The sequence below is a fragment of the Pseudomonas sp. OV226 genome, from assembly GCF_003148705.1.
GTDB lineage: Bacteria > Pseudomonadota > Gammaproteobacteria > Pseudomonadales > Pseudomonadaceae > Aquipseudomonas.
Window position 1 is genome coordinate 17,966 of sequence record NZ_QGGS01000031.1, and the last position, 22,990, is coordinate 40,955.

20 protein-coding genes, 2 tRNA genes and 1 pseudogene are annotated in these 22,990 nt (G+C 58.4%); 17 read left to right on the plus strand and 6 right to left on the minus strand.

Annotated features, from left to right (window positions below; all coding sequences use genetic code 11):
* Nucleotides 1-198 precede the first annotated feature (198 nt).
* From C7534_RS29880 to C7534_RS29910, 7 genes are all read left to right on the plus strand, one after another.
* Nucleotides 199-1,233 carry a ligase-associated DNA damage response exonuclease gene (locus tag C7534_RS29880; protein WP_109787994.1) on the plus strand — a complete coding sequence of 345 codons (1,035 nt, stop codon included), beginning with the start codon at nt 199-201 and terminating at the stop codon, nt 1,231-1,233.
* Nucleotides 1,230-2,906, plus strand: coding sequence for an ATP-dependent DNA ligase (locus C7534_RS29885; RefSeq protein ID WP_109787995.1), 1,677 nt, complete (start codon nt 1,230-1,232; stop codon nt 2,904-2,906). Before C7534_RS29880 ends, C7534_RS29885 begins: the two co-directional genes overlap by 4 nt.
* Before the next feature lie 217 nt (nt 2,907-3,123).
* A complete protein-coding gene (locus C7534_RS29890) occupies nt 3,124-3,906 on the plus strand; it encodes a transporter substrate-binding domain-containing protein (protein WP_109787996.1) in 783 nt (260 codons plus the stop codon).
* 56 nt (nt 3,907-3,962) lie between these two features.
* The gene (locus C7534_RS29895; protein ID WP_046029301.1) at nt 3,963-4,691 is read left to right on the plus strand and encodes an ABC transporter permease; all 729 of its coding nucleotides are present in this window, start codon (nt 3,963-3,965) and stop codon (nt 4,689-4,691) included.
* Nucleotides 4,688-5,398: an ABC transporter permease gene (locus C7534_RS29900; protein WP_046029299.1), complete on the plus strand. Its 711-nt coding sequence runs from the start codon at nt 4,688-4,690 to the stop codon at nt 5,396-5,398. Before C7534_RS29895 ends, C7534_RS29900 begins: the two co-directional genes overlap by 4 nt.
* A 24-nt stretch (nt 5,399-5,422) precedes the next feature.
* Nucleotides 5,423-6,541: a succinylglutamate desuccinylase/aspartoacylase family protein gene (locus C7534_RS29905; protein WP_109787997.1), complete on the plus strand. Its 1,119-nt coding sequence runs from the start codon at nt 5,423-5,425 to the stop codon at nt 6,539-6,541.
* Nucleotides 6,542-6,554: 13 nt separating this feature from the next.
* A complete protein-coding gene (locus C7534_RS29910) occupies nt 6,555-7,319 on the plus strand; it encodes an ABC transporter ATP-binding protein (protein WP_109787998.1) in 765 nt (254 codons plus the stop codon).
* A 90-nt stretch (nt 7,320-7,409) separates the two neighbouring features.
* Here C7534_RS29910 and C7534_RS29915 read toward each other — a convergent pair whose 3' ends face one another.
* Nucleotides 7,410-7,619, minus strand: coding sequence for a hypothetical protein (locus tag C7534_RS29915; RefSeq protein WP_007947208.1), 210 nt, complete (start codon nt 7,617-7,619; stop codon nt 7,410-7,412).
* A 107-nt stretch (nt 7,620-7,726) separates the two neighbouring features.
* Complete coding sequence (dcd, locus tag C7534_RS29920) at nt 7,727-8,293, minus strand: dCTP deaminase (RefSeq protein ID WP_046029293.1); 567 nt, start codon at nt 8,291-8,293, stop codon at nt 7,727-7,729.
* Between the two features lie 354 nt (nt 8,294-8,647).
* Between dcd and C7534_RS29925 the strand changes: the two genes are divergently transcribed.
* Nucleotides 8,648-8,857: a cold-shock protein gene (locus C7534_RS29925; protein WP_002554837.1), complete on the plus strand. Its 210-nt coding sequence runs from the start codon at nt 8,648-8,650 to the stop codon at nt 8,855-8,857.
* A 109-nt stretch (nt 8,858-8,966) separates the two neighbouring features.
* Here C7534_RS29925 and C7534_RS29930 read toward each other — a convergent pair whose 3' ends face one another.
* A complete protein-coding gene (locus C7534_RS29930; protein ID WP_046029292.1) occupies nt 8,967-9,974 on the minus strand; it encodes a DUF481 domain-containing protein in 1,008 nt (335 codons plus the stop codon).
* Between the two features lie 163 nt (nt 9,975-10,137).
* On the opposite strand from C7534_RS29930, the gene C7534_RS29935 reads away from it, so the two are divergent.
* The 4 genes from C7534_RS29935 (at nt 10,138) to C7534_RS29950 (ending at nt 14,912) form a co-directional block, all read left to right on the plus strand.
* Entirely contained in the window at nt 10,138-10,491 is a 354-nt protein-coding gene (locus C7534_RS29935) for an MGMT family protein (protein ID WP_109787999.1), read from the plus strand.
* Nucleotides 10,492-10,535: 44 nt separating this feature from the next.
* Nucleotides 10,536-12,095: an AmpG family muropeptide MFS transporter gene (locus C7534_RS29940; RefSeq protein WP_046029290.1), complete on the plus strand. Its 1,560-nt coding sequence runs from the start codon at nt 10,536-10,538 to the stop codon at nt 12,093-12,095.
* Between the two features lie 130 nt (nt 12,096-12,225).
* Complete coding sequence (locus C7534_RS29945; protein ID WP_109788000.1) at nt 12,226-13,941, plus strand: proline--tRNA ligase; 1,716 nt, start codon at nt 12,226-12,228, stop codon at nt 13,939-13,941.
* Nucleotides 13,942-13,958: 17 nt separating this feature from the next.
* Nucleotides 13,959-14,912: a hypothetical protein gene (locus C7534_RS29950; RefSeq protein ID WP_109788001.1), complete on the plus strand. Its 954-nt coding sequence runs from the start codon at nt 13,959-13,961 to the stop codon at nt 14,910-14,912.
* A gap of 54 nt (nt 14,913-14,966) precedes the next feature.
* On the opposite strand, the gene dinB is transcribed toward C7534_RS29950, so the two are convergent.
* The gene (gene dinB, locus C7534_RS29955) at nt 14,967-16,028 is read right to left on the minus strand and encodes a DNA polymerase IV (RefSeq protein WP_109788002.1); all 1,062 of its coding nucleotides are present in this window, start codon (nt 16,026-16,028) and stop codon (nt 14,967-14,969) included.
* A 300-nt stretch (nt 16,029-16,328) separates the two neighbouring features.
* On the opposite strand from dinB, the gene C7534_RS29960 reads away from it, so the two are divergent.
* The 4 genes from C7534_RS29960 (at nt 16,329) to C7534_RS29975 (ending at nt 20,942) form a co-directional block, all read left to right on the plus strand.
* Nucleotides 16,329-16,405: transfer RNA gene (locus tag C7534_RS29960), tRNA-Met, on the plus strand.
* Nucleotides 16,406-16,647: 242 nt separating this feature from the next.
* Nucleotides 16,648-16,724: transfer RNA gene (locus C7534_RS29965), tRNA-Met, on the plus strand.
* 277 nt (nt 16,725-17,001) lie between these two features.
* Nucleotides 17,002-19,644: a bifunctional lysylphosphatidylglycerol flippase/synthetase MprF gene (gene mprF / locus C7534_RS29970; RefSeq protein WP_046029286.1), complete on the plus strand. Its 2,643-nt coding sequence runs from the start codon at nt 17,002-17,004 to the stop codon at nt 19,642-19,644.
* Nucleotides 19,644-20,942, plus strand: coding sequence for a virulence factor family protein (locus C7534_RS29975; RefSeq protein WP_109788003.1), 1,299 nt, complete (start codon nt 19,644-19,646; stop codon nt 20,940-20,942). Before mprF ends, C7534_RS29975 begins: the two co-directional genes overlap by 1 nt.
* A 472-nt stretch (nt 20,943-21,414) precedes the next feature.
* On the opposite strand, the gene C7534_RS29990 is transcribed toward C7534_RS29975, so the two are convergent.
* Together C7534_RS29990 and C7534_RS29995 are read right to left on the minus strand one after the other, a co-directional pair.
* Nucleotides 21,415-21,702 (minus strand): type II toxin-antitoxin system RelE family toxin, encoded by a 288-nt coding sequence (locus C7534_RS29990; RefSeq protein ID WP_109788005.1) that lies wholly within the window; start codon nt 21,700-21,702, stop codon nt 21,415-21,417.
* A gap of 11 nt (nt 21,703-21,713) precedes the next feature.
* Nucleotides 21,714-22,004, minus strand: a complete 291-nt coding sequence (locus C7534_RS29995) for a Phd-YefM (RefSeq protein WP_109788006.1) — start codon at nt 22,002-22,004, stop codon at nt 21,714-21,716.
* 520 nt (nt 22,005-22,524) lie between these two features.
* Here C7534_RS29995 and C7534_RS30000 point away from each other — a divergent pair.
* A pseudogene (locus C7534_RS30000) lies at nt 22,525-22,848 on the plus strand (DUF3077 domain-containing protein); the annotation flags it as partial.
* Nucleotides 22,849-22,990 lie beyond the last annotated feature (142 nt).

The window sequence follows — 22,990 nt, forward strand, 5'->3', positions numbered from 1 at the left end:
ATCACTGTAGGCGTAAAGATCGTTCCCATGCTCTGCGTGGGAATGCGGCTCGTGACGCTTTGCGTCACTGGACGCGGAGCGTCCCTTGAGGCGTTACCACGCGGAGCGTGGGAACAATCAACACCCTTGAAAAAACAATAGAACTTCTGGCTTCACGCCAACCTCATAGCTAACAAGTCCCTCCATTTTGGCAACAGCATGGAACTTGTTATCGCGCGTCCTGAAGGTTTGTACTGCCCGGCCGGGGATTTCTACATCGACCCGTGGCGCCCCGTCGAGCGCGCAATCATCACCCATGCTCACAGCGATCATGCCCGAAGCGGAAATCGTCACTACCTGACGGCGTCAGCCGGCGAAGGCATCCTGCACGCTCGCCTGGGTGCAGGCATCAATCTGCAAACCCTGCCTTACGGCCACGCCCTGAAACATCATGGCGTCACCGTCAGCTTTCACCCCGCCGGGCACGTGCTCGGCTCGGCCCAGGTGCGACTGGAATACGGCGGCGAGGTCTGGGTCGCCTCGGGGGATTACAAGACCGAAGCCGACGGCACGTGTGCGCCCTTCGAGCCGGTGCGGTGCCACACCTTCATCACCGAGTCGACCTTCGGCCTGCCGATTTATCGCTGGCAACCTCAGGCGCAGGTGTTTGCCGAGATCAATCAGTGGTGGCAGGCCAACGCCGCCGCCGACAGGGCCAGCGTGCTGCTCTGCTACTCGTTCGGCAAAGCGCAGCGCATTCTCCATGGCATCGACGCCCTTCTCGGCCCGATTCTGGTGCATGGCGCCGTGGAGCCGATTAACCAGATGTATCGCCAGAGCGGCGTTTACCTACCGCCCACTCTCTATGCCGGCGAGGTAAAAAAGAGTGACCCGATGATGCGTAAAGCCCTGATCATCGCGCCGCCATCCGCGGGCGCCAGTACCTGGATGCGTCGTTTCGGTGAGTACAGCGACGGCTTCGCCAGCGGCTGGATGCGCTTGCGTGGCCCCCGTCGGCGGCGCGGTGTCGATCGGGGATTCGTGCTCTCCGACCATGCCGATTGGCCGGGCTTGCTTTGGGCGATTGAACAAACCGGGGCCGAGCGGGTGATGGTGACGCATGGCTCGGTCGAGGTTCTGGTGCGCCACCTGCGTGAACAAGGTCTCGATGCACAGGGTTTCAACACCGAGTACGGCGACGACGAGGAAGAAAACACCCTGATCGCCCCCCAGAAAGACAAGGTGTTGGCATGAAGGCGTTCGCCGAGTTGTATGCCGAACTCGACGCCACCACGTCGAGCAACGCCAAGCTGGCGGCCATGCAAATCTACTTTGCTCAGGCCTCGCCGCAAGATGCCGCGTGGGCCGTGTACTTTTTAGCCGGAGGACGCCCTCGGCAATTGGTGCCCGTGCGCATATTGCGAGAGTTGGCGGTGACCGTTTCCGGCCTTCAACCCTGGCTGTTCGAAGAGAGTTATCAGGCGGTGGGCGATCTGGCAGAAACCATCTCACTGGTGCTGCCCGTAGCCCACCACCGTTCCACTGAGGGACTGGCGACCTGGATCGAAGACAAGCTGCTGCCCTTGCGCGGCGAATCCCCCTCTGTACTCGCCCAGCAATTGCCCACGCTCTGGTCGCAACTGGATCGCGCCAGCCTGATGCTCTGCATCAAACTGATCACCGGCAGTTTCCGTGTCGGCGTTTACAGGCAACTGGTGACCCGAGCCCTGGCAGCCATGGCCGGACTCGACAGTAAACGCGTGGCCCAGCGCATGGTCGGTTACACCGACTTATCTAATCGCCCGAGCGCTGCCAGCTACCTGAAATTGATCGCGGCTGAGTCCGGTGATGAACACGCGCAGCGCGGGGGGCAACCTTATCCGTTCTTCCTGGCCCATGCCTTGTCGCAACCGGCCGGGCAATTCGAAGCATTGCTCGGCCCCGCCAGCCAATGGCTGGTGGAGTGGAAATGGGATGGCATTCGCGCGCAAGTGATCAAGCGCGACGGGCGTTTGTGGATCTGGTCGCGGGGCGAGGAATTGGTGACCGAACGCTTCCCTGAGTTTGATCACCTCGTGCACGGCTTGCCCGACGGCACGGTGATCGACGGTGAAATCGTGGCATGGAAATCCGCGCCTCACGGCACCGATGCCAGCCTGCCCGGCATTCCCGCCGTGCAACCTTTCGCCTTGTTGCAACAGCGCCTTGGACGCAAAACTCTCGGCAAGAAAATCCTCGAAGAGGTGCCCGTGGTGATCCTCGCCTACGACCTGCTGGAATGGCACGGCGCGGATTGGCGCAATCAATCGCTGGCCAAGCGTCGCACTCAGTTGGAAACGGTCGTAGCCACCTGTAACAGCCCGGTGTTACTCGCCTCACCAGTGCTCATCGGTGAGAACTGGCTGGACCTCGCCCAACAAAGGGAGGCCTCCCGCAGTCTCGGCGTCGAAGGCATGATGCTCAAAGCACGGGATTCGCTGTACGGCGTCGGCCGGACCAAGGACATGGGCGCGTGGTGGAAATGGAAAGTCGACCCGTTCAGCGTCGACGCGGTGCTGATTTATGCCCAGCGTGGCAACGGACGACGGGCGAATCTCTACAGTGATTACACCTTCGCGGTCTGGGATGGTCCGCCTGATGCCAGCGAACGCACGCTGGTCCCCTTCGCCAAGGCCTATTCAGGGCTGACCGACGAAGAATTGCGCCAGGTCGACAGCATCGTGCGCAAAACCACGGTGGAAAAATTCGGCCCGGTCAACAGCGTGAAACCCAGCCTGGTGTTCGAGTTGGGATTCGAAGGCATTGCCCTTTCAAAACGCCACAAGAGCGGAATTGCCGTGCGCTTCCCCAGGATGTTGCGCTGGCGTCAGGACAAGTCGGTTGAGGACGCTGACGACCTCGGCACATTGCAAAAATTACTGGGCTGACCCACTGGTTTTTGTGTCCGCTCGAACAAAGTTGGTGCACCCCACTCATCAAGCCCGTTTTCGTGCACAATTCCTGCGCCGTCACTTCTTGTATGACCTTTTAAAACGCTTGTTCGGGACTCTGGTTCGGAAATTGCTACTTTCATTAGGTCTTACGCTTTCCAGTAACAATAATTCTGCGCCACAAGCGCTCATATTGGTTCTTAGGGATTGAATAATGAAAAAAGCATTGCTGACCCTTTCTGCACTGGCTTTGTGCATGGCTGCCGGCTCCGCGCTGGCCAAGGAATACAAAGAGCTGCGTTTTGGTGTTGACCCTTCCTATGCACCTTTCGAGTCCAAAGCGGCCGACGGTAGCCTGGTAGGCTTCGACATCGATCTGGGGAACGCGATCTGCGCCGAGCTGAAGGTCAAGTGCAAATGGGTCGAAAGTGACTTCGATGGCATGATTCCAGGCCTCAAGGCCAATAAATTCGACGGTGTGATCTCGTCGATGACCGTTACCGAAGCCCGTGAAAAAGTCATCGACTTCTCCAGCGAGCTGTTTTCCGGCCCAACCGCCTACGTGTCCAAGAAAGGTTCCGGCGTGACGGCGGACGTCGCTTCGCTCAAAGGCAAAACCGTCGGCTATGAACAAGGCACCATTCAGGAAGCCTATGCCAAAGCCGTTCTGGACAAGGCCGGTGTGAAAACCCAGGCCTACGCCAACCAGGATCAGGTCTACGCCGACTTGACGTCCGGTCGTCTCGATGCAGGGATTCAGGACATGCTGCAAGCCGAACTGGGCTTCCTGAAGTCGCCACAAGGCGCCGACTATGACGTCAGCAAGCCAGTCGACGACCATTTGTTGCCTGCCAAAACGGCGGTGGGCATTAAGAAAGGTAACACCGAGCTGAAAGCACTTTTGGATAAAGGTATCAAAGCGTTACACGATGATGGCACCTACGCCACCATTCAGAAGAAACACTTTGGCGATCTGAATCTGTTCAGCGGCAAATAATGCCCGGCGCCCATCTCGCGATGGGCGCTTTTTTCATCCGATCAGGTTGCTGATTTATGTTCGAAAACCTATTACAAAATCTGGGGCTCTCTGCCTTCAGTCTCAAGGGCTTCGGTCCGTTGCTGATGCAAGGCACCTGGATGACGATCAAGTTGTCGGCGTTGTCGCTATTGGTAGCCGTGTTGCTCGGGCTACTCGGTGCCAGTGCCAAGCTGTCAAAAGTCAAACTGATGCGCGTGCCTGCCCAGCTTTACACCACACTTATTCGCGGCGTTCCGGACCTGGTCCTGATGCTACTGATTTTCTACAGCCTGCAAACCTGGCTGACGTCCCTGACCGATTACATGGAATGGGAATACATCGAGATCAACCCATTCAGCGCCGGGGTCATCACCCTGGGCTTTATCTATGGCGCGTATTTCACCGAAACCTTCCGTGGCGCGATTCTCGCCGTCCCACGGGGTCAGGTCGAAGCGGCCACCGCCTATGGCCTCAAGCGCGGCCAGCGTTTCTGGATCGTGGTGTTCCCGCAGATGATGCGTTATGCCCTGCCGGGTATCGGTAACAACTGGATGGTGATGCTCAAGGCCACGGCCCTGGTCTCGATCATCGGCCTTGCCGATCTGGTCAAGGCTGCCCAGGACGCCGGTAAAAGCAGCTATCAGCTATTTTACTTCCTGGTACTTGCCGCGCTGATCTACCTGGTGATCACCAGCGCGTCCAACTTCATTCTGCGCTGGCTTGAACGTCGTTACTCCGCCGGTACCCGGGAGGCCGTACGATGATCGAACTTCTGCAGGAATACTGGAAACCTTTCCTCTATAGCGACGGCAACAACATCACCGGCCTGGCCATGACGATGTGGTTGCTCAGCGCTTCGATCTTCTTCGGTTTTATCGTGTCGATTCCGCTGTCCATCGCCCGGGTGTCACCGCACTTCTACATCCGTTGGCCAGTGCAGTTCTATACCTATCTGTTTCGTGGCACGCCGCTCTATATCCAGCTATTGATCTGTTACACGGGGATCTACAGCCTGGCCGCCATTCGGGCTCAGCCGGTACTGGACGCATTCTTTCGCGATGCGATGAATTGCACGATCCTGGCCTTCGCCCTGAACACCTGCGCCTACACCACGGAAATTTTCGCCGGTGCCATTCGCAGCATGAACCACGGTGAAGTCGAAGCCGCCAAGGCTTATGGCCTGACCGGCTGGAAGCTGTATGCCTACGTGATCATGCCCTCAGCCCTGCGTCGCTCGTTGCCGTACTACAGCAACGAAGTGATCCTGATGCTGCACTCGACCACAGTGGCGTTCACCGCAACCATTCCGGACATTTTGAAAGTCGCTCGGGACGCCAACTCGGCGACCTTCCTGACCTTCCAGTCGTTCGGCATCGCTGCGCTGATCTACCTGACCGTGACCTTTGCGCTGGTCGGCCTGTTCCGCCTCGCCGAACGCCGATGGCTGGCCTTCCTCGGGCCGACCCACTAGGACCCGCTTTAGGAATAAAGAAACATGCGCCACCAGACTCATGACTTGCTGGCCCCAGTACCGGGGACTGCACGACAGATCCACAGTTTTCATTACGGCCCTGCGGCGGCCAAAGGCAAGATCTACATCCAGTCGTCACTGCATGCCGATGAACTGCCCGGCATGCTCGTGGCCTGGCACCTCAAGCAACGCCTGGCGGAACTGGAAGCCGCCGGCCGGCTGATCAGCGAAATCGTGTTGGTGCCCGTGGCCAATCCGGTCGGCCTGGAACAAGTGCTGATGGAAGTCCCTCTGGGCCGCTTCGAACTGGAAAGCGGTCAGAACTTCAACCGCTGGTTCATCGATCTGAGCGAAGCAGTCGGCAATGAAATCGAAGGCCAACTCAGTGACGACCCGCAGCGCAACCTCGAGTTGATCCGCGAAAGTTTGCGCAACGCCCTCGCCCGGCAGACCGCCAGCACTCAACTGCAATCCCAGCGCCTGACGCTGCAACGCCTGGCCTGCGATGCAGACATGGTGCTGGACCTGCACTGCGACTTCGAAGCCGTCGCGCACCTCTACACCACACCGGAAGCCTGGCCGCAGGTCGAGCCGCTGGCGCGCTACATCGGTTCCGAGGCGAGTTTGCTAGCCACCGATTCCGGCGGCCAATCGTTCGACGAATGTTTCACCCTGCTCTGGTGGCAATTGAAGGAGCGCTTCAGCGAGCGCTTTGACATTCCGCCGGGCAGTTTCTCGGTGACCGTCGAATTGCGCGGCCAGGGTGACGTCAATCATCCGCTGGCCAGCCTCGATTGCCAGGCGCTGATCGAGTACCTGATTCACTTCGGCGCCATTGCCGGCGAGCCGGCTCCGCTGCCCGAACTGCCCTACCCCGCCACACCGTTGGCGGGCGTCGAACCGGTAGCCACACCGGTCGGCGGCTTGCTGGTGTTCACCGCACTGCCGGGGGAATACCTGGAAGCCGGGCAACTGATCGCCGAAATCATTGACCCGATCAACGATCGCGTCACCCCCGTTCATTGCACCGCCGCCGGGTTGATGTACGCCCGTTCGCTGCGGCGCATGGCCACTGCAGGCATGGTGATCGCGCACGTCGCGGGCGCCGAAGCCTATCGCAGCGGCTACCTACTTTCGCCTTGAGGATGCATGCCCCATGTACAAACTGACGATCGAAGGCCTGCATAAAAGCTATGGCGATCACGAAGTCCTCAAAGGTGTTTCGCTCAAGGCCAACACCGGCGACGTCATCAGCCTGATCGGCGCCAGCGGCTCGGGTAAAAGTACGTTCCTGCGTTGCATCAACTTTCTCGAACAGCCCAACGACGGCGCCATGAGCCTGGACGGCCAGAACATCCGCATGATCAAGGATCGTCACGGCATGCACGTGGCCGATGCCGATGAACTGCAACGGATCCGTACCCGCCTGGCCATGGTGTTCCAGCATTTCAACCTGTGGAGCCATATGACGGTGCTGGAAAACATCACCATGGCCCCGCGCCGGGTGCTGGGTTGCAGCAAAGAAGAGGCCGAAGACCGCGCCCGACGTTACCTGGACAAGGTCGGCCTGGCGCCGCGCGTCGCCGATCAGTACCCCGCCTTCCTGTCCGGAGGCCAGCAGCAGCGGGTCGCCATTGCCCGGGCGCTGGCCATGGAACCGGAGGTCATGCTGTTTGATGAACCGACGTCGGCGCTCGACCCGGAACTGGTGGGTGAAGTATTGCGCGTGATCCAGGGCCTGGCCGAAGAAGGCCGGACCATGATCATGGTGACGCACGAAATGAGCTTCGCCCGCAAAGTCTCCAGCCAGGTACTGTTCCTGCACAAAGGGCTGGTGGAAGAAGAAGGCGCGCCGGAAGACGTGCTGGGCAATCCGAAGAGTGAGCGGCTCAAGCAATTCCTCAGCGGCAACCTTAAGTAACGCCGAGCCTCAACCCCACAACAAAAAATGGCCAGTCAGCTGACGTCTTTACGAACATCAACTGCACTGGCCATTTTTTTTGGCGGCAGATCAGGCGACAGGCGCCGGAGGTGGCTCATCCGGCAGGGTGGGTTCGCCAGGTTCCGTCGGTTGTTCGTTCGGGGTATCGGGGTCTGGTTGACCGGGGATGCCCCCCGCCATGCTGACGGGTGGATGTGCCAACAAGGACCAGGCCAAAACGCCAATCTGATTGGGCTCAAGCCTTGCCAGCTCGGCACTTATTCGCGGATCGATCTTCATAAAGCACTCCTGAGCAATGGCCCCGTCCGCTGTGCGCGAACCGGGCAGTACACCCCATAGAGTGTCTACCCGCTCAGGAATTCCCGCTGACTGGCCAGATGAACGGATCAGGTGCGCGGCAGGGTAACGCCGAGCTGGCCCTGGTACTTGCCGCCACGGTCCTTGTAGGAGACTTCGCACTCTTCGTCGGATTCGAAGAACAGCATCTGTGCGACGCCTTCATTGGCGTAGATCTTCGCCGGCAGTGTCGTGGTGTTGGAGAACTCCAGCGTCACGTGCCCTTCCCACTCAGGCTCAAGCGGCGTCACGTTGACGATAATGCCGCAACGCGCGTAGGTGCTTTTACCCAGGCAGATGGTCAGCACGTTGCGCGGAATACGGAAGAATTCCACGGTGCGCGCCAATGCGAAGGAGTTTGGCGGAATGATGCAAACATCGCTTTTGACGTCGACGAAGCTCTTCTCGTCGAAATTCTTCGGATCAACGGTCGCCGAGTTAATGTTGGTGAACACCTTGAACTCATCGGCGCAGCGCACATCGTAGCCGTAGCTCGAAACGCCGTAGGAAATCACACGCTCGGCGCCTTCGCCACGCATCTGGCGCTCAACGAAGGGGTCGATCATGCCGTGCTCTTGCGCCATGCGGCGAATCCACTTGTCCGATTTGATGCTCATGGCGTGTGTCCTGAATAGCGAGGTGGAAAAATTCTGTCCGGCATCTTACCGGGCGCGCGCCCCGGGTTCAAAGTCCGGGGCATAATTCTCCCCGCTCCCCCGTGAATTCAGGACCTTTCGCCCAATCCAAAGGACCGTCAGTCCTGAAAAGAGAGAAACCTTCGCAAGAAGCATTGGCACGTCCCGGAAAAAGGGTTAAGGTGGCGCCACTGTGCTGCTTGTGTCACTGAGAATCTCTACACGATATGTTGAATTTCGATCCAACCATCTACAAGAATTTTTCCTGCTCTTTGCACTCAGTCTCGGCCAGGGTTCTTCCTGAGTCGCAGTTATCTTTGTTCAAGGAGTTACACCATGTCTAATCGCCAAACCGGTACCGTTAAGTGGTTCAACGATGAAAAAGGCTTCGGCTTCATCACTCCACAATCCGGTGACGACCTGTTCGTTCACTTCAAAGCTATCCAATCCGACGGCTTCAAAAGCCTGAAAGAAGGCCAACAGGTTTCTTTCATCGCTACCCGCGGTCAGAAAGGCATGCAAGCTGAAGAAGTTCAAGTTATCTAACTTGTACTTGCTTTAGTAAAAAGCCCCGCCCTTAAAAGCGGGGCTTTTTTGTGCCTGACGGTTTTTCAGGCAAAAAAAATCGCAGCCCCACGACTGCGATTTTTGCGTCTTACCAGGCCACACCGAACCCTGCGGTGTAGCGCGTCTTGCTCAGGTCACTGTCATCGGTACCGCTGATGATGTCTCGCTCCGCCTTGAGATTGAGCGAAGCCCAGTCTGTCACCTTGTATCGCAATCCCATTTCAGCATCCAGCGCGTAATCCGCCACACCCGACAACGGCTTGGCCACCTCACCGTGGGTAAAGAACTCCACCGTCTTGCCGACCAGGTAACGGTTGTAATCCCACTTCATCGCCAGGGCATAGAAGTTATCCTTGTTGCCGTCCGAGAACTCATAGTCCGTGCGGTTGACCAGCGACCCCAAGGAGAATGCACCCAGCTCGTCGTCCCAGAACTGGTAACCAGGGCCTGTACCGACAGTGCGTTGACGGGAAAGGTCTTCGACTTTGTCGCGCTTGTACACCAGTCGCCCCTCCCAGAACCATTTCTCGGTCAGGAAGCGGTCGAGCGAGTATTCAGCACGCCAGTTGTCCGCGGTCACATCTCCATCCTGGAATTCGCGGTTGTATTCACCTTCCGCGATATGCCGCCAGCGGCCATGACGCGCCGTGGTCCTGAAGTCGACGTCATAATCGTTGGTGTCGTTCTCAGCCCTCTGGTAGTCCAGCGCCAAGTCGACGTTACCCTTCCACACCAAATCCTCGACCACCGGCTTGGGCTTGAGAATTTGCTGGATACTGGCCAATTCCACCGTCTTCGGCGCGTCGCCATTGGCCAGCGTGACCTTACCGTCCTCTGCCGCACGCAACGACTTGGCCTTCTCGCCGGTATAGGCATTCTGTTTGACCAGCAATTCCTGATCACTCTCCAGGGTTTTGACCTGTTTCCAGTCGATCGGGATCGCACCGGCGTATTCGGTCTGGATCACCAGCTTGCCACCATCGAACAGCGTGATCTTGCCGCTCAACTTGTCACCGTTTTTCAACCAGACAGTATCGGCGAGCACCGGCATGGAAGCGCTCAGGACAGCGAGACAGAGCAGTGTTCTGGACAACATAAGTAAATACACGCTCAAGATTGCGAAAAAAAATCGTCATTATCCTTACTGACAAGGCCCAGACAAGGACTGACTCGACTAATTCTATTGAGTTCATTTCTCAATTCCTGATCCCGGATTTACTCTACAAACGGTAACGCGAACCTCCTCAGGAACCCCGGACATGCTCAACCCCACCTCTGAAACGGAAAGCCAGGCGCAAATCCGACGCACGGCGCTCTACCTGACCCTGGCCCAAGTGCCTGAAGGCAAAGTGGTGAGCTATGGTCAACTGGCAGAGCTGGCCGGACTCGGTCGCGCCGCCCGCTGGGTCGGACGCACGTTGAGCCAATTGCCGGGTGACACCAAACTGCCCTGGCATCGGGTGCTCGGTGCCGGTGGTCGGATCAGCCTGCCTGTGGGCAGCCCTTCGGGGGATGAACAGCGCGCGCGTTTACGCGCCGAAGGCATCAGCATCCTGAACAATCGTGTTGATATTCAGCGCCATGGCTGGCGTCCGGTAGAGCACAGCGGTTAGAGTGCGCGCTTTGTTTCCGTAATTCTTGAGGCAGACTCCAGCCCATGCCCCGTAAAACCTGGCGCGCCGCGCTCGCCGCCTATGCCAGCCCTTCGACGCTCGTGTTGTTGCTGCTTGGTTTCGCCGCCGGCCTGCCCTACATGCTGGTGTTTTCGACGCTTTCCGTCTGGCTTCGCGAGGCCGGAGTTGCCCGCGAAACCATCGGCTATGCAAGCCTGATAGGCCTGGCCTACGCCTTTAAATGGGTCTGGTCCCCGCTGCTCGACCAATGGCGCCTGCCATTTCTCGGCAAACTGGGTCGACGACGCTCGTGGCTGGTGTTGTCCCAGGCGCTGGTGATCCTTGGCCTGATCGGCATGGGCTTCTGTGACCCACAAAAGCATTTGTCCTGGTTGATCGCTATCGCAGTGGTCGTTGCCTTCGCCTCGGCGACACAAGACATTGCTGTAGATGCCTATCGCCTGGAAATTGCCGAAGACAGCCGTCAGGCAGCGCTTGCCGCCAGTTATATGTCAGGCTATCGGATCGCCGCGTTGCTAGCGACCGCCGGTGCACTGTTCTTCGCCGAGGGCTTCGGTTCCACCGGTTTCAATTATCAGCATTCAGCCTGGGCCGGCACCTACTTGCTGTTCGGCGCCCTGATGGTTCCGGCATTGATCACCTCGCTGTTCATGCGCGAACCACCTGTGCCGCTGCGCACTCAGCTTCAGGCCGGGCGCTACAAATTCGTGCATCAACTGGCATCGGTGTTTGTACTGATCGTGTTGCTGGTGTCCGTTCCCGCGATGTTCACTCAGTTCTATTACACCGACTTCGCCAGCGTGCTGTTCGAAGGCGTGAGTCTGCTCGACCTGCTGCTCGATGACCGTGCATTCCTGCGGGCAATCCTCTACACCACGCTAACGCTGCTTTGCCTGTCGTCCATGGGCCGCCGCGGCCTGGCGCCCGTACTGACCCCCATCAACGACTTCATTTCGCGTTACCGCTGGCAAGCCCTCCTGCTATTGGGGCTGATCGCCACGTACCGGATGTCCGATACGGTCATGGGTGTGATGGCCAACGTGTTTTACATCGACATGGGGTTCACCAAGGACCAGATTGCCAGCGTCAGTAAAATCTTTGGCTTGATCATGACGCTGGTCGGTGCCGGCATGGGCGGCCTGCTGATCGTACGTTTCGGCATTTTGCCGATCCTGTTCATCGGCGGCGTTGCGTCCGCGGCGACAAACATCCTGTTCCTGATGCTCGCCGACATGGGCGCCAACCTGAACATGCTGATCCTCACCATTTCCCTGGACAACTTCAGTTCCGGCCTGGCGACTTCCGCGTTCGTCGCTTACCTGTCGAGCCTGACCAACCTCAAGTTTTCCGCCACACAATACGCCCTGCTCAGCTCGATCATGCTGCTGTTGCCACGCCTGATCGGCGGTTACTCAGGGGTCATGGTCGAGAAGTTCGGCTATCACAATTTCTTCTTGATTACCGCCTTGCTCGGCGTTCCGACCCTGCTGTTGATTGCCTTGCACTGGTTCCAGGAGAGCCGTCGTGCAGGTCCGACACCAACGCCGGAGCCGGTTCCGAGCCAGATCGTGGAAGAATCGTAGGAAGCGTCGCAAGGGGCGGTGTGATTCCCGCCCTCCTGCCACCCCACCGACCGCACGCCTGTACGCCAGCGGATCTCGCCCGTACAATGCTCCGTCATTTCTCGTCATCAGCAACCGACAACGGCCAACCATGCGCACCAGTCAATTTTTGCTCGCCACACAGAAAGAAACGCCTTCCGACGCGGTCGTGATCAGCCATCAGCTGATGCTGCGCGCCGGCATGATCCGCAAACTCGCCTCGGGCCTGTACACCTGGCTGCCGATGGGCTTGCGAGTGATGCGCAAGGTCGAAGCCGTCGTTCGTGAAGAAATGAACGCTGCGGGCTCTCTCGAAGTGTTGATGCCGAGCACACAACCGGCTGAGCTGTGGCAGGAATCCGGTCGCTGGGAAGAGTACGGCCCTGAATTGCTGCGCTTCAAGGATCGCCACGGTCGTGATTTCTGCGCGGGCCCGACCCACGAAGAAGTCATCACCGACCTGATGCGCAACGAATTGAGCAGCTACAAACAGCTACCGATCAACCTGTATCAGATCCAGACCAAATTCCGTGATGAAATCCGTCCACGCTTCGGTTTGATGCGCGGTCGTGAGTTCATCATGAAGGACGCCTATTCGTTCCACGCTGACCAGGCTTCGCTGCAAGTCACCTACGACCGCATGCACCAGGCGTACTGCAATGTGTTCACCCGTCTGGGTCTGAGATTCCGCCCTGTAGAAGCCGACAACGGCTCCATCGGCGGCGCCGGCTCCCATGAGTTCCACGTACTGGCCGAATCAGGCGAGGACGACATCGTCTTCAGCAACGGTTCCGACTACGCAGCGAACATCGAGAAAGCCGAAGCGGTGCCACGGGAAACTTCCCGTCCAGCCCCCGCCGAAGAGCTGCGTCTGGTCGACACGCCAGACACCAAGACCATCGCCGCGCTGGTGGAAAAATTCAATCTGCCGATTGAAAAAACCATCAAGACCCTGATTGTGCGCGCCGAAGAAGAAGGCAAGCTGATCGCCCTGGTCATTCGCGGTGACCACGAGCTCAACGAGATCAAGGCTGCCCAGCAACCTGGCGTTGCCAGCCCGCTGGTCATGGCCACCGACGCAGAACTGCGCGACGCCATTGGCGCTGGCGCCGGCTCCCTCGGCCCGCTGAACCTGCCACTGCCGATCATCATCGACCGTTCGGTTGAGCTGATGAGCGACTTCGGCATCGGCGCGAACATCGACGACAAGCACTACTTCGGCGTGAACTGGGAGCGCGATCTGCCAGTTCCGACCGTTGCCGACCTGCGCAACGTAGTAGCTGGCGACCCAAGCCCGGATGGCAAGGGCACGCTGGAAATCAAGCGTGGCATCGAAGTCGGGCACATCTTCCAGCTGGGCAACAAGTACAGCAAGGCGATGAAGTGCGAAGTGCTGGGCGAGAACGGCAAGCCGGTCACCCTGGAAATGGGCTGCTACGGCATCGGCGTTTCCCGCGTGGTGGCTGCCGCCATCGAGCAGAACAACGACGCCAACGGCATCATCTGGAGCGACACGCTTGCGCCCTTCCAGGTTGCCCTGGTGCCATTGCGCTACGAAACCGAACAGGTTCGTGAAGCCACCGACAAGCTCTATGCAGAACTGACTGCAGCCGGTTTCGAAGTACTGCTGGACGACCGCGACAAGAAAACCAGCCCGGGCATCAAGTTCGCGGACATGGAGCTGATCGGCATCCCTCACCGGATCGTGGTCAGTGACCGCGGCCTTGCCGAAGGCAATCTGGAATACAAGAGCCGCACCGAACCTGAAGCGCAAGCGCTGCCGGTCGATGACGTGTTGTCTTTCCTCCAGGCCCGTATCCGCCGCTGACACCAGATAGAGAAGTCATGTTCAAGCGAAACACCTTAGGCCTCGGTGGTGCCGCCCTGTGCGGTACCCTGCTGGTCAGCGGCTGCGCCAATCACATGTCGCAACGTAGCGAGAACGAGGAGCGTGTCGAGCGCAAATTGCTCGATCACAGCCTGCAGATCGATGTCGGCGAGCCGAAGGTGCTGGATCTGCCGCAACGTCGGGTGAAAATTCACGAGCAGAAGACGTTCGAAGTCACCGAGTTCGAAGTCACGCGCCACTATGATCGCTACACGCCTTATCAACCCTGGCGGGAGGTGTATGAGATCCCGCTGGGCGCGGTGGCCGTCGTAGCCGGTGTCGGGGCGAATGTCGTCAATGTGTTCGCCCTCGGTAACTTGCCGGACAGCATGACCAAGGATTGGCTGAGCTATGGTTTCGCCGGGCTCAACCCGTTCATGAACGTGCAATCGCACGGTCGTGCACAGCAAAACCTGGCCGGCATCGACGAAGTCCAGCGCGATAAGCGCACCGAATACTCGAGCCTGCCATGGAGCGAGCGCCCGGTGCAGGTCAAGGCCGGCAAGGAAACGTTCGAACTGAGCACCGACAAAAACGGCGTTTTGCGCCTGAATCTGCTGGACAGCCCGTTCGCCGAGCATGACATCAACCATCTGACCCGATTGTTGATCAGTGTCGAAGATGGCCAGGGTGATGTGCGCACCAATTCATCCTTGGCGGTCAGCAGTTCATTGCGCGGCAAATTGCTTGAGGCCCACGAGCTGATTTACGAGGACCTCGAAGACGACGAAGTGAGCCAGTGGGTACACCGGGTCAAGCGTCTGTCGGACCTGGGCCTGGAAGAAGAAGCCAGCGAACTGGAACAAAGCCTGATCGAGCTGACCCGCAACGATCCTGAGTTGCAGGCCGAGTTCCTCAAGTCGTTGAACCGCAATGCAGGGCGCCTGGTTGCGAATCCGGGACTGAACTAAAAGCAGAAGCATCGCGGGCTTGCCCGCGATGAGCCCCTTGAGTTCACGGCAGAACTACCGCTCAAACAACTCCATCTGCTCAAACCCACCGCGCAAATCCTCCAGCCTGACCCCAACCCCCAACAACCGCACCGGTTTCCCGCCGCGATTGAACGCCTGGGTCAGCAACAACTGATAACTACCCAAGTCCCGCCCTGCCCCGGCCTGTTCCAGCGTGGTCTGGGTAAAGTCATGGAATTTCACTTTGACGAATGGCTTGCCCGGCCGATAACTGCTGTCGATCCGCGCCATACGTCCCGCCAGGGTTTCCAGCAACTCGGGCAATTTATCCAGGCAGCTCACCAAATCCGGCAGATCCACGTCATAGGTATTTTCGACACTGATCGACTGCCGACGACTGTCGTTATGGACCAAACGCTCATCGATCCCACGGGCCAGGCTCCAAAGTCGTTCACCAAAACTGCCGAATTCGCGCACAAGCGCCAATTTGTCCCACTCGCGCAACTGCGAGCAATCGACGATGCCCAGCCGGCCCAATTTATCAGCAGTGACCTTACCCACACCGTGCAGCTTGCTCACTGGCAAACCGCTGACAAAGTCTTCCACTTGATCTGGCGTAATGACGAACAAGCCGTTGGGCTTTTTCCAGTCACTGGCGATCTTGGCCAGAAATTTGTTCGGCGCCACGCCCGCCGACACGGTGATATGCAATTGATTGGACACCCTGCGACGGATGTCCTGAGCGATACGCGTGGCGCTGCCCCCAAAATGCGCACTGTCCGATACGTCAAGGTAAGCCTCATCGAGGGACAGCGGCTCGATCATGTCGGTGTAATCGCGAAAGATCGTGTGAATTTCCTTCGACGCCTCTCTATAAGCGTCCATGCGTGGCTTGACGATGGTCAGGTCCGGACACAGCTTTAACGCATGCCCGGACGACATGGCCGAACGTACGCCATAGGCCCGCGCTTCATAGTTACAGGTCGCGATGACTCCCCGCCGATCCGCCGAACCACCCACTGCCAACGGTTTACCGGCCAGGCGCGGGTCGTCACGCATCTCGATGGCGGCATAGAAGCAGTCACAATCGACGTGGATGATTTTTCGCTGAGTCATATAAAAGCGGCGTTCATGACGAAGAAATGGGACGTTGGCCAGTCGGATAAGCAGTATCTCACTGACACCTGTATATAGCACCAGTAGTCTGAATGTTCTTTTCCATGCGTAGGAAAGTGCGCTTTGCATTTATTTTATCAATCGAACGCAACCCGCCAATAGAGCTGAAAGCCTTGCCACGCCTGCCTTACAGACGATCGCCCAACCCCATTTTCAAGCTAAGCGGTTGAACAGGAAGAGGTTTTTCCGGAATTGCAGGTTGACACCCCGGCGATCCTCTGTAGAATGCCGACACACAGACGCGGGATGGAGCAGTCTGGTAGCTCGTCGGGCTCATAACCCGAAGGTCGTCGGTTCAAATCCGGCTCCCGCAACCAAACATCAAAAAAGGCTACTCGAAAGAGTGGCCTTTTTTGTGCCTGCTCGTTTTGTACTCCTAGCGGTAGTCAGGGCGAATGTAGGGACATTTAGGCTGATGCTGCCCAAAATGAGAAATCGTTCTGATTCCGAAACTTAGCTCTCCCCTGCGACCGTTCGCCGCTCTTCTATACTTATTTAACCCTTCTTGGGATTAACGGTTGACACCTCGCCGTTCGCCTGTAGAATGCCGCCACACAGACGCGGGATGGAGCAGTCTGGTAGCTCGTCGGGCTCATAACCCGAAGGTCGTCGGTTCAAATCCGGCTCCCGCAACCAAACATCAAAAAAGGCTACTCGAAAGAGTGGCCTTTTTTGTATCCGCCGAAAAAGTCCTTTCGCAACAATGATCTGTCACAGTGTCGTGAAGCGTCGGGGATCATCAAACTGCCCAGTTCAGACTATGCTGGAACGCAGGCAGCCCCTCTACGACGCATGATGCGCCATCGCCGGAACCCGGTGAGAGGCGTTAATATTCGTGATTATTTTTTTCTACAGGGATTGGTAACTTGGCTCGATACCTCCATCCTGTCGCGCACAATCCAAGAGGTGATTGATGCGCGCCAACTCGTCTGATCCACAGGACACCGTCACAGCGACACAACCGATCAAGGCCGGGCGTTTGCACCTGCTTGATCTGGTCAGCAAGTATCGTCAGCCCATTGGCCTGGCGGTTACTCTGCTGCTGTTCGCGATCGCGCTGATTGCCTGCCGCCACCTGTTGAGCGAACTTGATCTGTACGCTTTGCACGACTCGATCCTGGAAGTACCGAAACCGGCGCTGCTGGGCGCATTGGGTGCGACCGTCGTTGGTTTCATCATATTGCTGGGTTACGAGTGGTCGGCCAGCCGCTATGCGGGGGTGACGCTGGCGCCGCGAATCCTGGCACTCGGCGGTTTCACTGCATTCGCCATCGGTAACGCCATTGGCCTGTCGATGCTTTCGGGGGGCTCGGTTCGTTACCGCTTATATGCACGTCATGGCCTGGGGGCTTCTGAAGTCGCCCACATGACACTGTTTGCCAGCCTGTCGCTCGGGTGCGCCCTGCCGCCACTGGCCGCGCTGGCAACCCTCAGCGACCTGCCTGCCGCCTCTGCAGCCCTGGGTCTATCCGAAACATTGCTCGGCGCGATCGCTGCGGCGGTTCTGCTGCTCTTCAGCGTGCTGGCCATCGGCATCTACCGCCGTCGCCTGCCGGATCAACCTTCGTCGGACAACCTGTTGGTCAAAGTCGGCCGCCGCACCTTGCGCCTGCCCGGGCGCCGCCTGACTTTCCTGCAACTGATCATTACCGCCCTGGACGTGGCTGCCGCCGCGACCGTGCTTTATCTGTTGCTGCCAGAGGCACCGCCCTTCGGCGCCTTCCTGCTGGTGTACTTGCTGGCATTGGCCGCAGGCGTGCTCAGCCACGTGCCGGGCGGCGTCGGTGTATTCGAAGCGATCCTGCTGGCCGCGTTCGCCGACACCCTCGGCGCCGCACCACTGGCGGCCGCCCTGCTGTTGTATCGGCTGATTTATGTGATTTTGCCCTTGCTGGTGGCCTGCGTATTCTTGCTTATCAACGAAGGCCAGCGCCTGTTTCAGACGCGCCAGTCCCTGCGCGCGGCGTCCGGCCTAGCGGCACCGATTCTGGCGGTACTGGTGTTTCTTTCCGGTGTGGTGTTGCTGTTTTCCGGCGTGACCCCGGAAATCGACACCCGCCTGGAACACATCGGCTTTCTGATCCCGCATCGCCTGGTCGATGCCTCGCACTTCGGTGCCAGCCTGATCGGCGTGCTGTGCCTGCTGCTGGCTCAAGGGCTGCGTCGGCGCCTGTCTGCAGCCTGGATGCTGACCACCATTTTGCTGCTGGTCGGCGCCCTGCTCTCCCTGCTCAAGGGGTTTGACTGGGAAGAAGCCTGCCTGATGACCCTCATTGCCAGCCTGCTGGGGGTATTCCGCCGCTCGTTCTATCGCCCGAGCCGCCTCACCGAACTGCCGTTTTCGCCGCTGTATCTGGTGTCTAGCCTGTGCGTTCTGGGTGCCTCGATCTGGTTGCTGCTGTTTGCGTATCAAGACGTTCCGTACAGCCATCAACTCTGGTGGCAGTTCACCCTTGATGCCGATGCGCCGCGTGGCTTGCGCTCGTTGCTGGGCGCCGCAGTGTTGCTGGTGGTGGTATCGCTGACATGGTTGCTGCGCACCGCCCGCCCGGTCATCCATTTGCCGGCGCCCGATGAACTGGAGCGCGCGCACAAGATCCTCATGGCGTCCGCCCAGCCGGATGGGGGCCTGGCCTTGACCGGTGACAAGGCGCTGCTGTTCCACCCTAACGACGAGGCGTTTCTGATGTACGCACGCCGTGGGCGCAGCCTGGTGGCGTTGTACGACCCAATCGGCCCGACGCAACAACGGGCGGAAATGATCTGGCAGTTCCGCGACCTCTGCGACGTCCATCACGCCCGTCCTGTGTTCTATCAAGTGCGTGCCGAGAACCTGCCGTACTACATGGACATCGGCTTGACTGCGATCAAGCTCGGCGAAGAAGCCCGGGTCGATCTGCATCGCTTTGATCTCGAAGCCAAGGGCAAAGAGATGAAAGACCTGCGCTACACCTGGAACCGTGGCACTCGTGATGGTCTGTCACTGGAAATCCATGAGCCGGGCCAGGCGCCGATGGATGAGCTCAAGGTGATTTCCGATGCCTGGCTGACCGGCAAGAATGTCCGCGAGAAAGGCTTCTCCCTGGGCCGCTTCAGTGATGATTACCTCAAGCACTTCCGCATTGCGGTGATCCGTTTTGAAGGTCGCCCGGTCGCGTTCGCCAACCTGCTCGAAACATACGGCCATGACCTGGCCAGTCTCGACCTGATGCGCGCGCACCCGGACGCCCCCAAGCTGACCATGGAGTTCATGATGGTCGGCCTGATACAACATTATAAAAATCATGGATACGCGCGTTTCAGCCTGGGCATGGTGCCGTTGTCGGGGTTGCAACCCCGTCGTGGCGCCCCCCTGACCCAGCGTCTGGGCTCGATGGTATTCCGCCGTGGTGAGCAGCTCTACAACTTCCAAGGCTTGCGCCGCTTCAAAGACAAGTTCCAGCCTGACTGGGAACCCCGTTATATGGCCGTGCCCGCCGGACTCGATCCGCTGGTTGCCCTGGCCGATACTGCTGCCCTGATTGCGGGCGGCTTGACTGGATTGGTGAAACGCTGATGATTCAACGCTCCTTGCGGTACGTACTGGCCACACTGGTAGTGCTGGCCCTGATTGTCGGTGGCGGCTACTGGTACCTGAAACGCCCGGCACCGGCACCGACGCTCGAACAGCTGACGCCCGCCAATGGCGCGGTGATGACCCGCGTGATTCCCGGCACCACGCCGAAGGCTCAGGTGCTGGTAGCGGTCAATGAAGACCAGAAGCTCAGCGACCAACAACTGATGACCCTGAGCCGTTCCGGTTCGGCGCAGATTGTTCAAGTGATCCTGCCTAAAGACTGCCTGCTGCAAAGCCGCGCCCTGCAATCGGGCCTGCGCGAACTCAAAGGCCCGGCAACCCTGGTCAGCGGCATCGGCCCTGGCGCCGTGCTGGCCTGGCGCTGGTTGTCCGAGCAGAAGAATGACCTGGCCCAGGCCGTTTCCGTCGACCTGGCGCTGGAAAAACCAGGCTGCACGCACCTGCTGCCAAAAAGTGCTGCCCATGGCCACTGGCTGGTGGCGTGGAACGATAACCCGGACGACACCAGTGCCGGCTTCGTGCGCGACCAACCCAACGCCGAAACCAGCATCAGCGACTACGACATCAACCTGCCGCAAGTGCTGAACAACGAACTGCGCAAAATCCTCGTGGGTGGCGACAAAGCCGCCGGCGGCCTGCAAATTCCAGTGGTCGAAGTGCCAGCCGGTCAAGCCAAGGACACCGTCACCCTGTTCCTCTCCGGTGACGGCGGTTGGCGCGACCTGGACCGTGATGTCGCGGGCGAAATGGCCAAGATCGGTTACCCGGTGGTCGGCATCGATACCCTGCGCTACTACTGGCAACACAAGAGCCCGGAGCAAAGCGCCCTGGACCTCGCCGAACTGATGCAGCACTACCGGCAGAAATGGGGCACCAAACGCTTCATCCTGACCGGTTATTCGTTCGGCGCTGATGTGCTGCCGGCAATCTACAACCGCCTGGCCGAATCGGAACAGCAACGCGTCGACGCCATCATCCTCTTGGCCTTCGCCCGCACCGGCAGCTTCGAAATCGAAGTCGAAGGCTGGCTCGGCAACGCCGGCAAAGAAGCCGCCACCGGCCCGGAAATGGCCAAGCTGCCACCGGAAAAAGTGGTGTGCATCTACGGTGAAGAAGAAGTCGACGAAAGCGGCTGCACCGACAAGAGCGCCGTGGGTGAAGCGATCAAACTGCCTGGCGGCCACCACTTCGACGAGAACTACCCGGCGCTGGCCCAGCGCCTGGTGGACATCATCGTCAAGCGTCAGGCCAAGGAAGAGGCGGCGACGCAGGAGTGATCTGAGCGTCGCCACGAAAAAGCCCCCGCAGCTGTTTGGTTGCGGGGGCTTTTTTACATGTACTGTCTCGTCCTAAAAAGCTTTCTGCTTAGGTGCAGGCTGGCCATCTTGCACAAAAGCAAAATGTCTTGACTCTTCATCAAGCTAGAAAGTCCAAGTGTCCACATTCCATAAAACGTGGACACTTTTTTCATTGGAAAAATCGAGCCGTCAACACCGTTCGATAGATCCTGACCTCGCGACCGGCCCGGGCAAAGACCAATCTGATGACGAACTGCCTGAAAGCAAGTAACACTGCCGCCCCCTGTGTACAAGCGAGCTTGCTCGCGATGACGGACGAGCAGTCACCATTGATGTCGACTGACAGACCGCTATCGCGAGCAAGTTCGCTCCCACAGGGGTGGTCAGTAAATTCAAAATCATCGGGCACAAAAAAGCCCCCGCTACCTTCACGGCAACGGGGGCTTCCTACTTATAAGCGACGCTCTGCGGCGTCATAAACCTCTTCGTCACGCCGGGCCCCGACTGCGACGATCAATACCTGAATGGCCTTGCCCTCGACTCGATATACGATCCGCGTGTCGCCTGTCCGGATCCGTCTGCAGCCTGCAAGACTGGCTCTTAGGGGCTTGCCGCTCTTGTCCGGCTCACCATTGATAATCCGCTCTTCGATTACATCAAGAATGCGGTTCGCCGCCACAGCTCCCAGCAGATCCAGATCCTTCTGAACCTCCGGATGATAGATAACGCCCCAAACCATCCATAGCTCCTTTAGTCTTTCTTGGCGTACCGCGCCCGCATATCGTCGTGGCTTACAGCCTTGGCCTGATCAAAACCGATCAGTCGCTCTCGAGCCGCGACTTCAATCCGAAGGTCCTCAAGCTCGTCGAGCATTTCCTGATACGCATCGACATTGATAATGACCGCTGCGGGTTGGTTGTCTTTGAAAATGACCAGTCGTTCGGTGGCTCGGCTGGAAATCTCCTTTAGCCTCGCACTGAACCCCCGGACCATCGCAGTCACCGAAATCGCTTGGTCAGCACGCTCCAGTAATGCCGTCATACTCACCTCTCTACACAATCATGCAAATTTGAACACACAGTTCTACGCAGAGTATTGCGTTGAATTAGACATACAGCAAGCTGCAAAAAACGCGAATTTCTCATCCGGTGTTTTTCATCCTGAGAAAAAGTGAGCCTAAGGACGTGTAAACACTTTGCCGTGTTTAGTTTCGTTTACTTCTGGTGTCGCAATATCGGATGACGCCCGCAGACCTTGTAGGCAAACTCCGAATCGTACGTTTGGGCACTTTGATGCCTTGTTGCGCTTTTCTTCGACGGGGTAGTCTCCGGACGTCGCTGACCATTCAGCGATCGGGATTGGAAACCCGACGAGCGAATAGCAACAACGTGCCCAACATGACCGCAGACCTTCACGGCTGCAATCTTGTGTCATGGTGGCTGTGCGTGGGACGTCTTCGGACGTGCCGGTTTCCTAGGCTCCCGGTTTTCCAACCTGCGCACAGCTGCCACCCATTCGCTTGGAAACGAACGTGGCAGCTCCTCAAGCTTAGGGAATAGACATGACTAAAATTGATGCTTCCGCGATTTCAGAATTAAAAACCATCGGCTTCACCCCCCTCATTTACTGCTCCGATCAAGCGCTATTCAACGTCCGCGCCGGCGTCCCCATCGTCGAAGCATTGGCCCAAGCCTCCGACCTCCTCTTCCTCGGCAAATCATTCGCCGAGGATGCCGCCTACGCAAAAGACACCGACCGCCACGCCTGGGCCGCGCATTACCTGACGGCGATGGGTAAGGCCGTAATTGATGATGTGTTGAAAGTCCTGACGCCACGACCAGCCCGGACAAAGACCGAATCCGAAGAAGAACTGCCCCAGGCACGTAACACCGCAAATCAAATGTGGGAGCGGGCTTGCTCGCGAAGGCGGTGTATCAGTCAATACATACAGTGACTGACACACCGCCTTCGCGAGCAAGCCCGCTCCCACATTGAGTTTCCGTCGTCTTCAAGTTATGTGTTCGGAC

Excerpts from the sequence above, each read along its gene's own strand:
- C7534_RS29915 (WP_007947208.1), bottom strand. The coding sequence starts at position 7,619 with ATGAAGATCGATCCGCGAATAAGTGCCGAGCTGGCAAGGCTTGAGCCC.
- C7534_RS29905 (WP_109787997.1), top strand. The coding sequence starts at position 5,423 with ATGCGCCACCAGACTCATGACTTGCTGGCCCCAGTACCGGGGACTGCA.
- C7534_RS29995 (WP_109788006.1), bottom strand. The coding sequence starts at position 22,004 with ATGACGGCATTACTGGAGCGTGCTGACCAAGCGATTTCGGTGACTGCG.
- dinB (WP_109788002.1), bottom strand. The coding sequence starts at position 16,028 with ATGACTCAGCGAAAAATCATCCACGTCGATTGTGACTGCTTCTATGCC.
- dcd (WP_046029293.1), bottom strand. The coding sequence starts at position 8,293 with ATGAGCATCAAATCGGACAAGTGGATTCGCCGCATGGCGCAAGAGCAC.
- C7534_RS29900 (WP_046029299.1), top strand. The coding sequence starts at position 4,688 with ATGATCGAACTTCTGCAGGAATACTGGAAACCTTTCCTCTATAGCGAC.
- C7534_RS29910 (WP_109787998.1), top strand. The coding sequence starts at position 6,555 with ATGTACAAACTGACGATCGAAGGCCTGCATAAAAGCTATGGCGATCAC.
- mprF (WP_046029286.1), top strand. The coding sequence starts at position 17,002 with ATGCGCGCCAACTCGTCTGATCCACAGGACACCGTCACAGCGACACAA.
- C7534_RS29925 (WP_002554837.1), top strand. The coding sequence starts at position 8,648 with ATGTCTAATCGCCAAACCGGTACCGTTAAGTGGTTCAACGATGAAAAA.
- C7534_RS29890 (WP_109787996.1), top strand. The coding sequence starts at position 3,124 with ATGAAAAAAGCATTGCTGACCCTTTCTGCACTGGCTTTGTGCATGGCT.
- C7534_RS29880 (WP_109787994.1), top strand. The coding sequence starts at position 199 with ATGGAACTTGTTATCGCGCGTCCTGAAGGTTTGTACTGCCCGGCCGGG.
- C7534_RS29945 (WP_109788000.1), top strand. The coding sequence starts at position 12,226 with ATGCGCACCAGTCAATTTTTGCTCGCCACACAGAAAGAAACGCCTTCC.
- C7534_RS29935 (WP_109787999.1), top strand. The coding sequence starts at position 10,138 with ATGCTCAACCCCACCTCTGAAACGGAAAGCCAGGCGCAAATCCGACGC.
- C7534_RS29950 (WP_109788001.1), top strand. The coding sequence starts at position 13,959 with ATGTTCAAGCGAAACACCTTAGGCCTCGGTGGTGCCGCCCTGTGCGGT.
- C7534_RS29990 (WP_109788005.1), bottom strand. The coding sequence starts at position 21,702 with ATGGTTTGGGGCGTTATCTATCATCCGGAGGTTCAGAAGGATCTGGAT.
- C7534_RS29940 (WP_046029290.1), top strand. The coding sequence starts at position 10,536 with ATGCCCCGTAAAACCTGGCGCGCCGCGCTCGCCGCCTATGCCAGCCCT.
- C7534_RS29975 (WP_109788003.1), top strand. The coding sequence starts at position 19,644 with ATGATTCAACGCTCCTTGCGGTACGTACTGGCCACACTGGTAGTGCTG.
- C7534_RS29885 (WP_109787995.1), top strand. The coding sequence starts at position 1,230 with ATGAAGGCGTTCGCCGAGTTGTATGCCGAACTCGACGCCACCACGTCG.
- C7534_RS29930 (WP_046029292.1), bottom strand. The coding sequence starts at position 9,974 with ATGTTGTCCAGAACACTGCTCTGTCTCGCTGTCCTGAGCGCTTCCATG.
- C7534_RS29895 (WP_046029301.1), top strand. The coding sequence starts at position 3,963 with ATGTTCGAAAACCTATTACAAAATCTGGGGCTCTCTGCCTTCAGTCTC.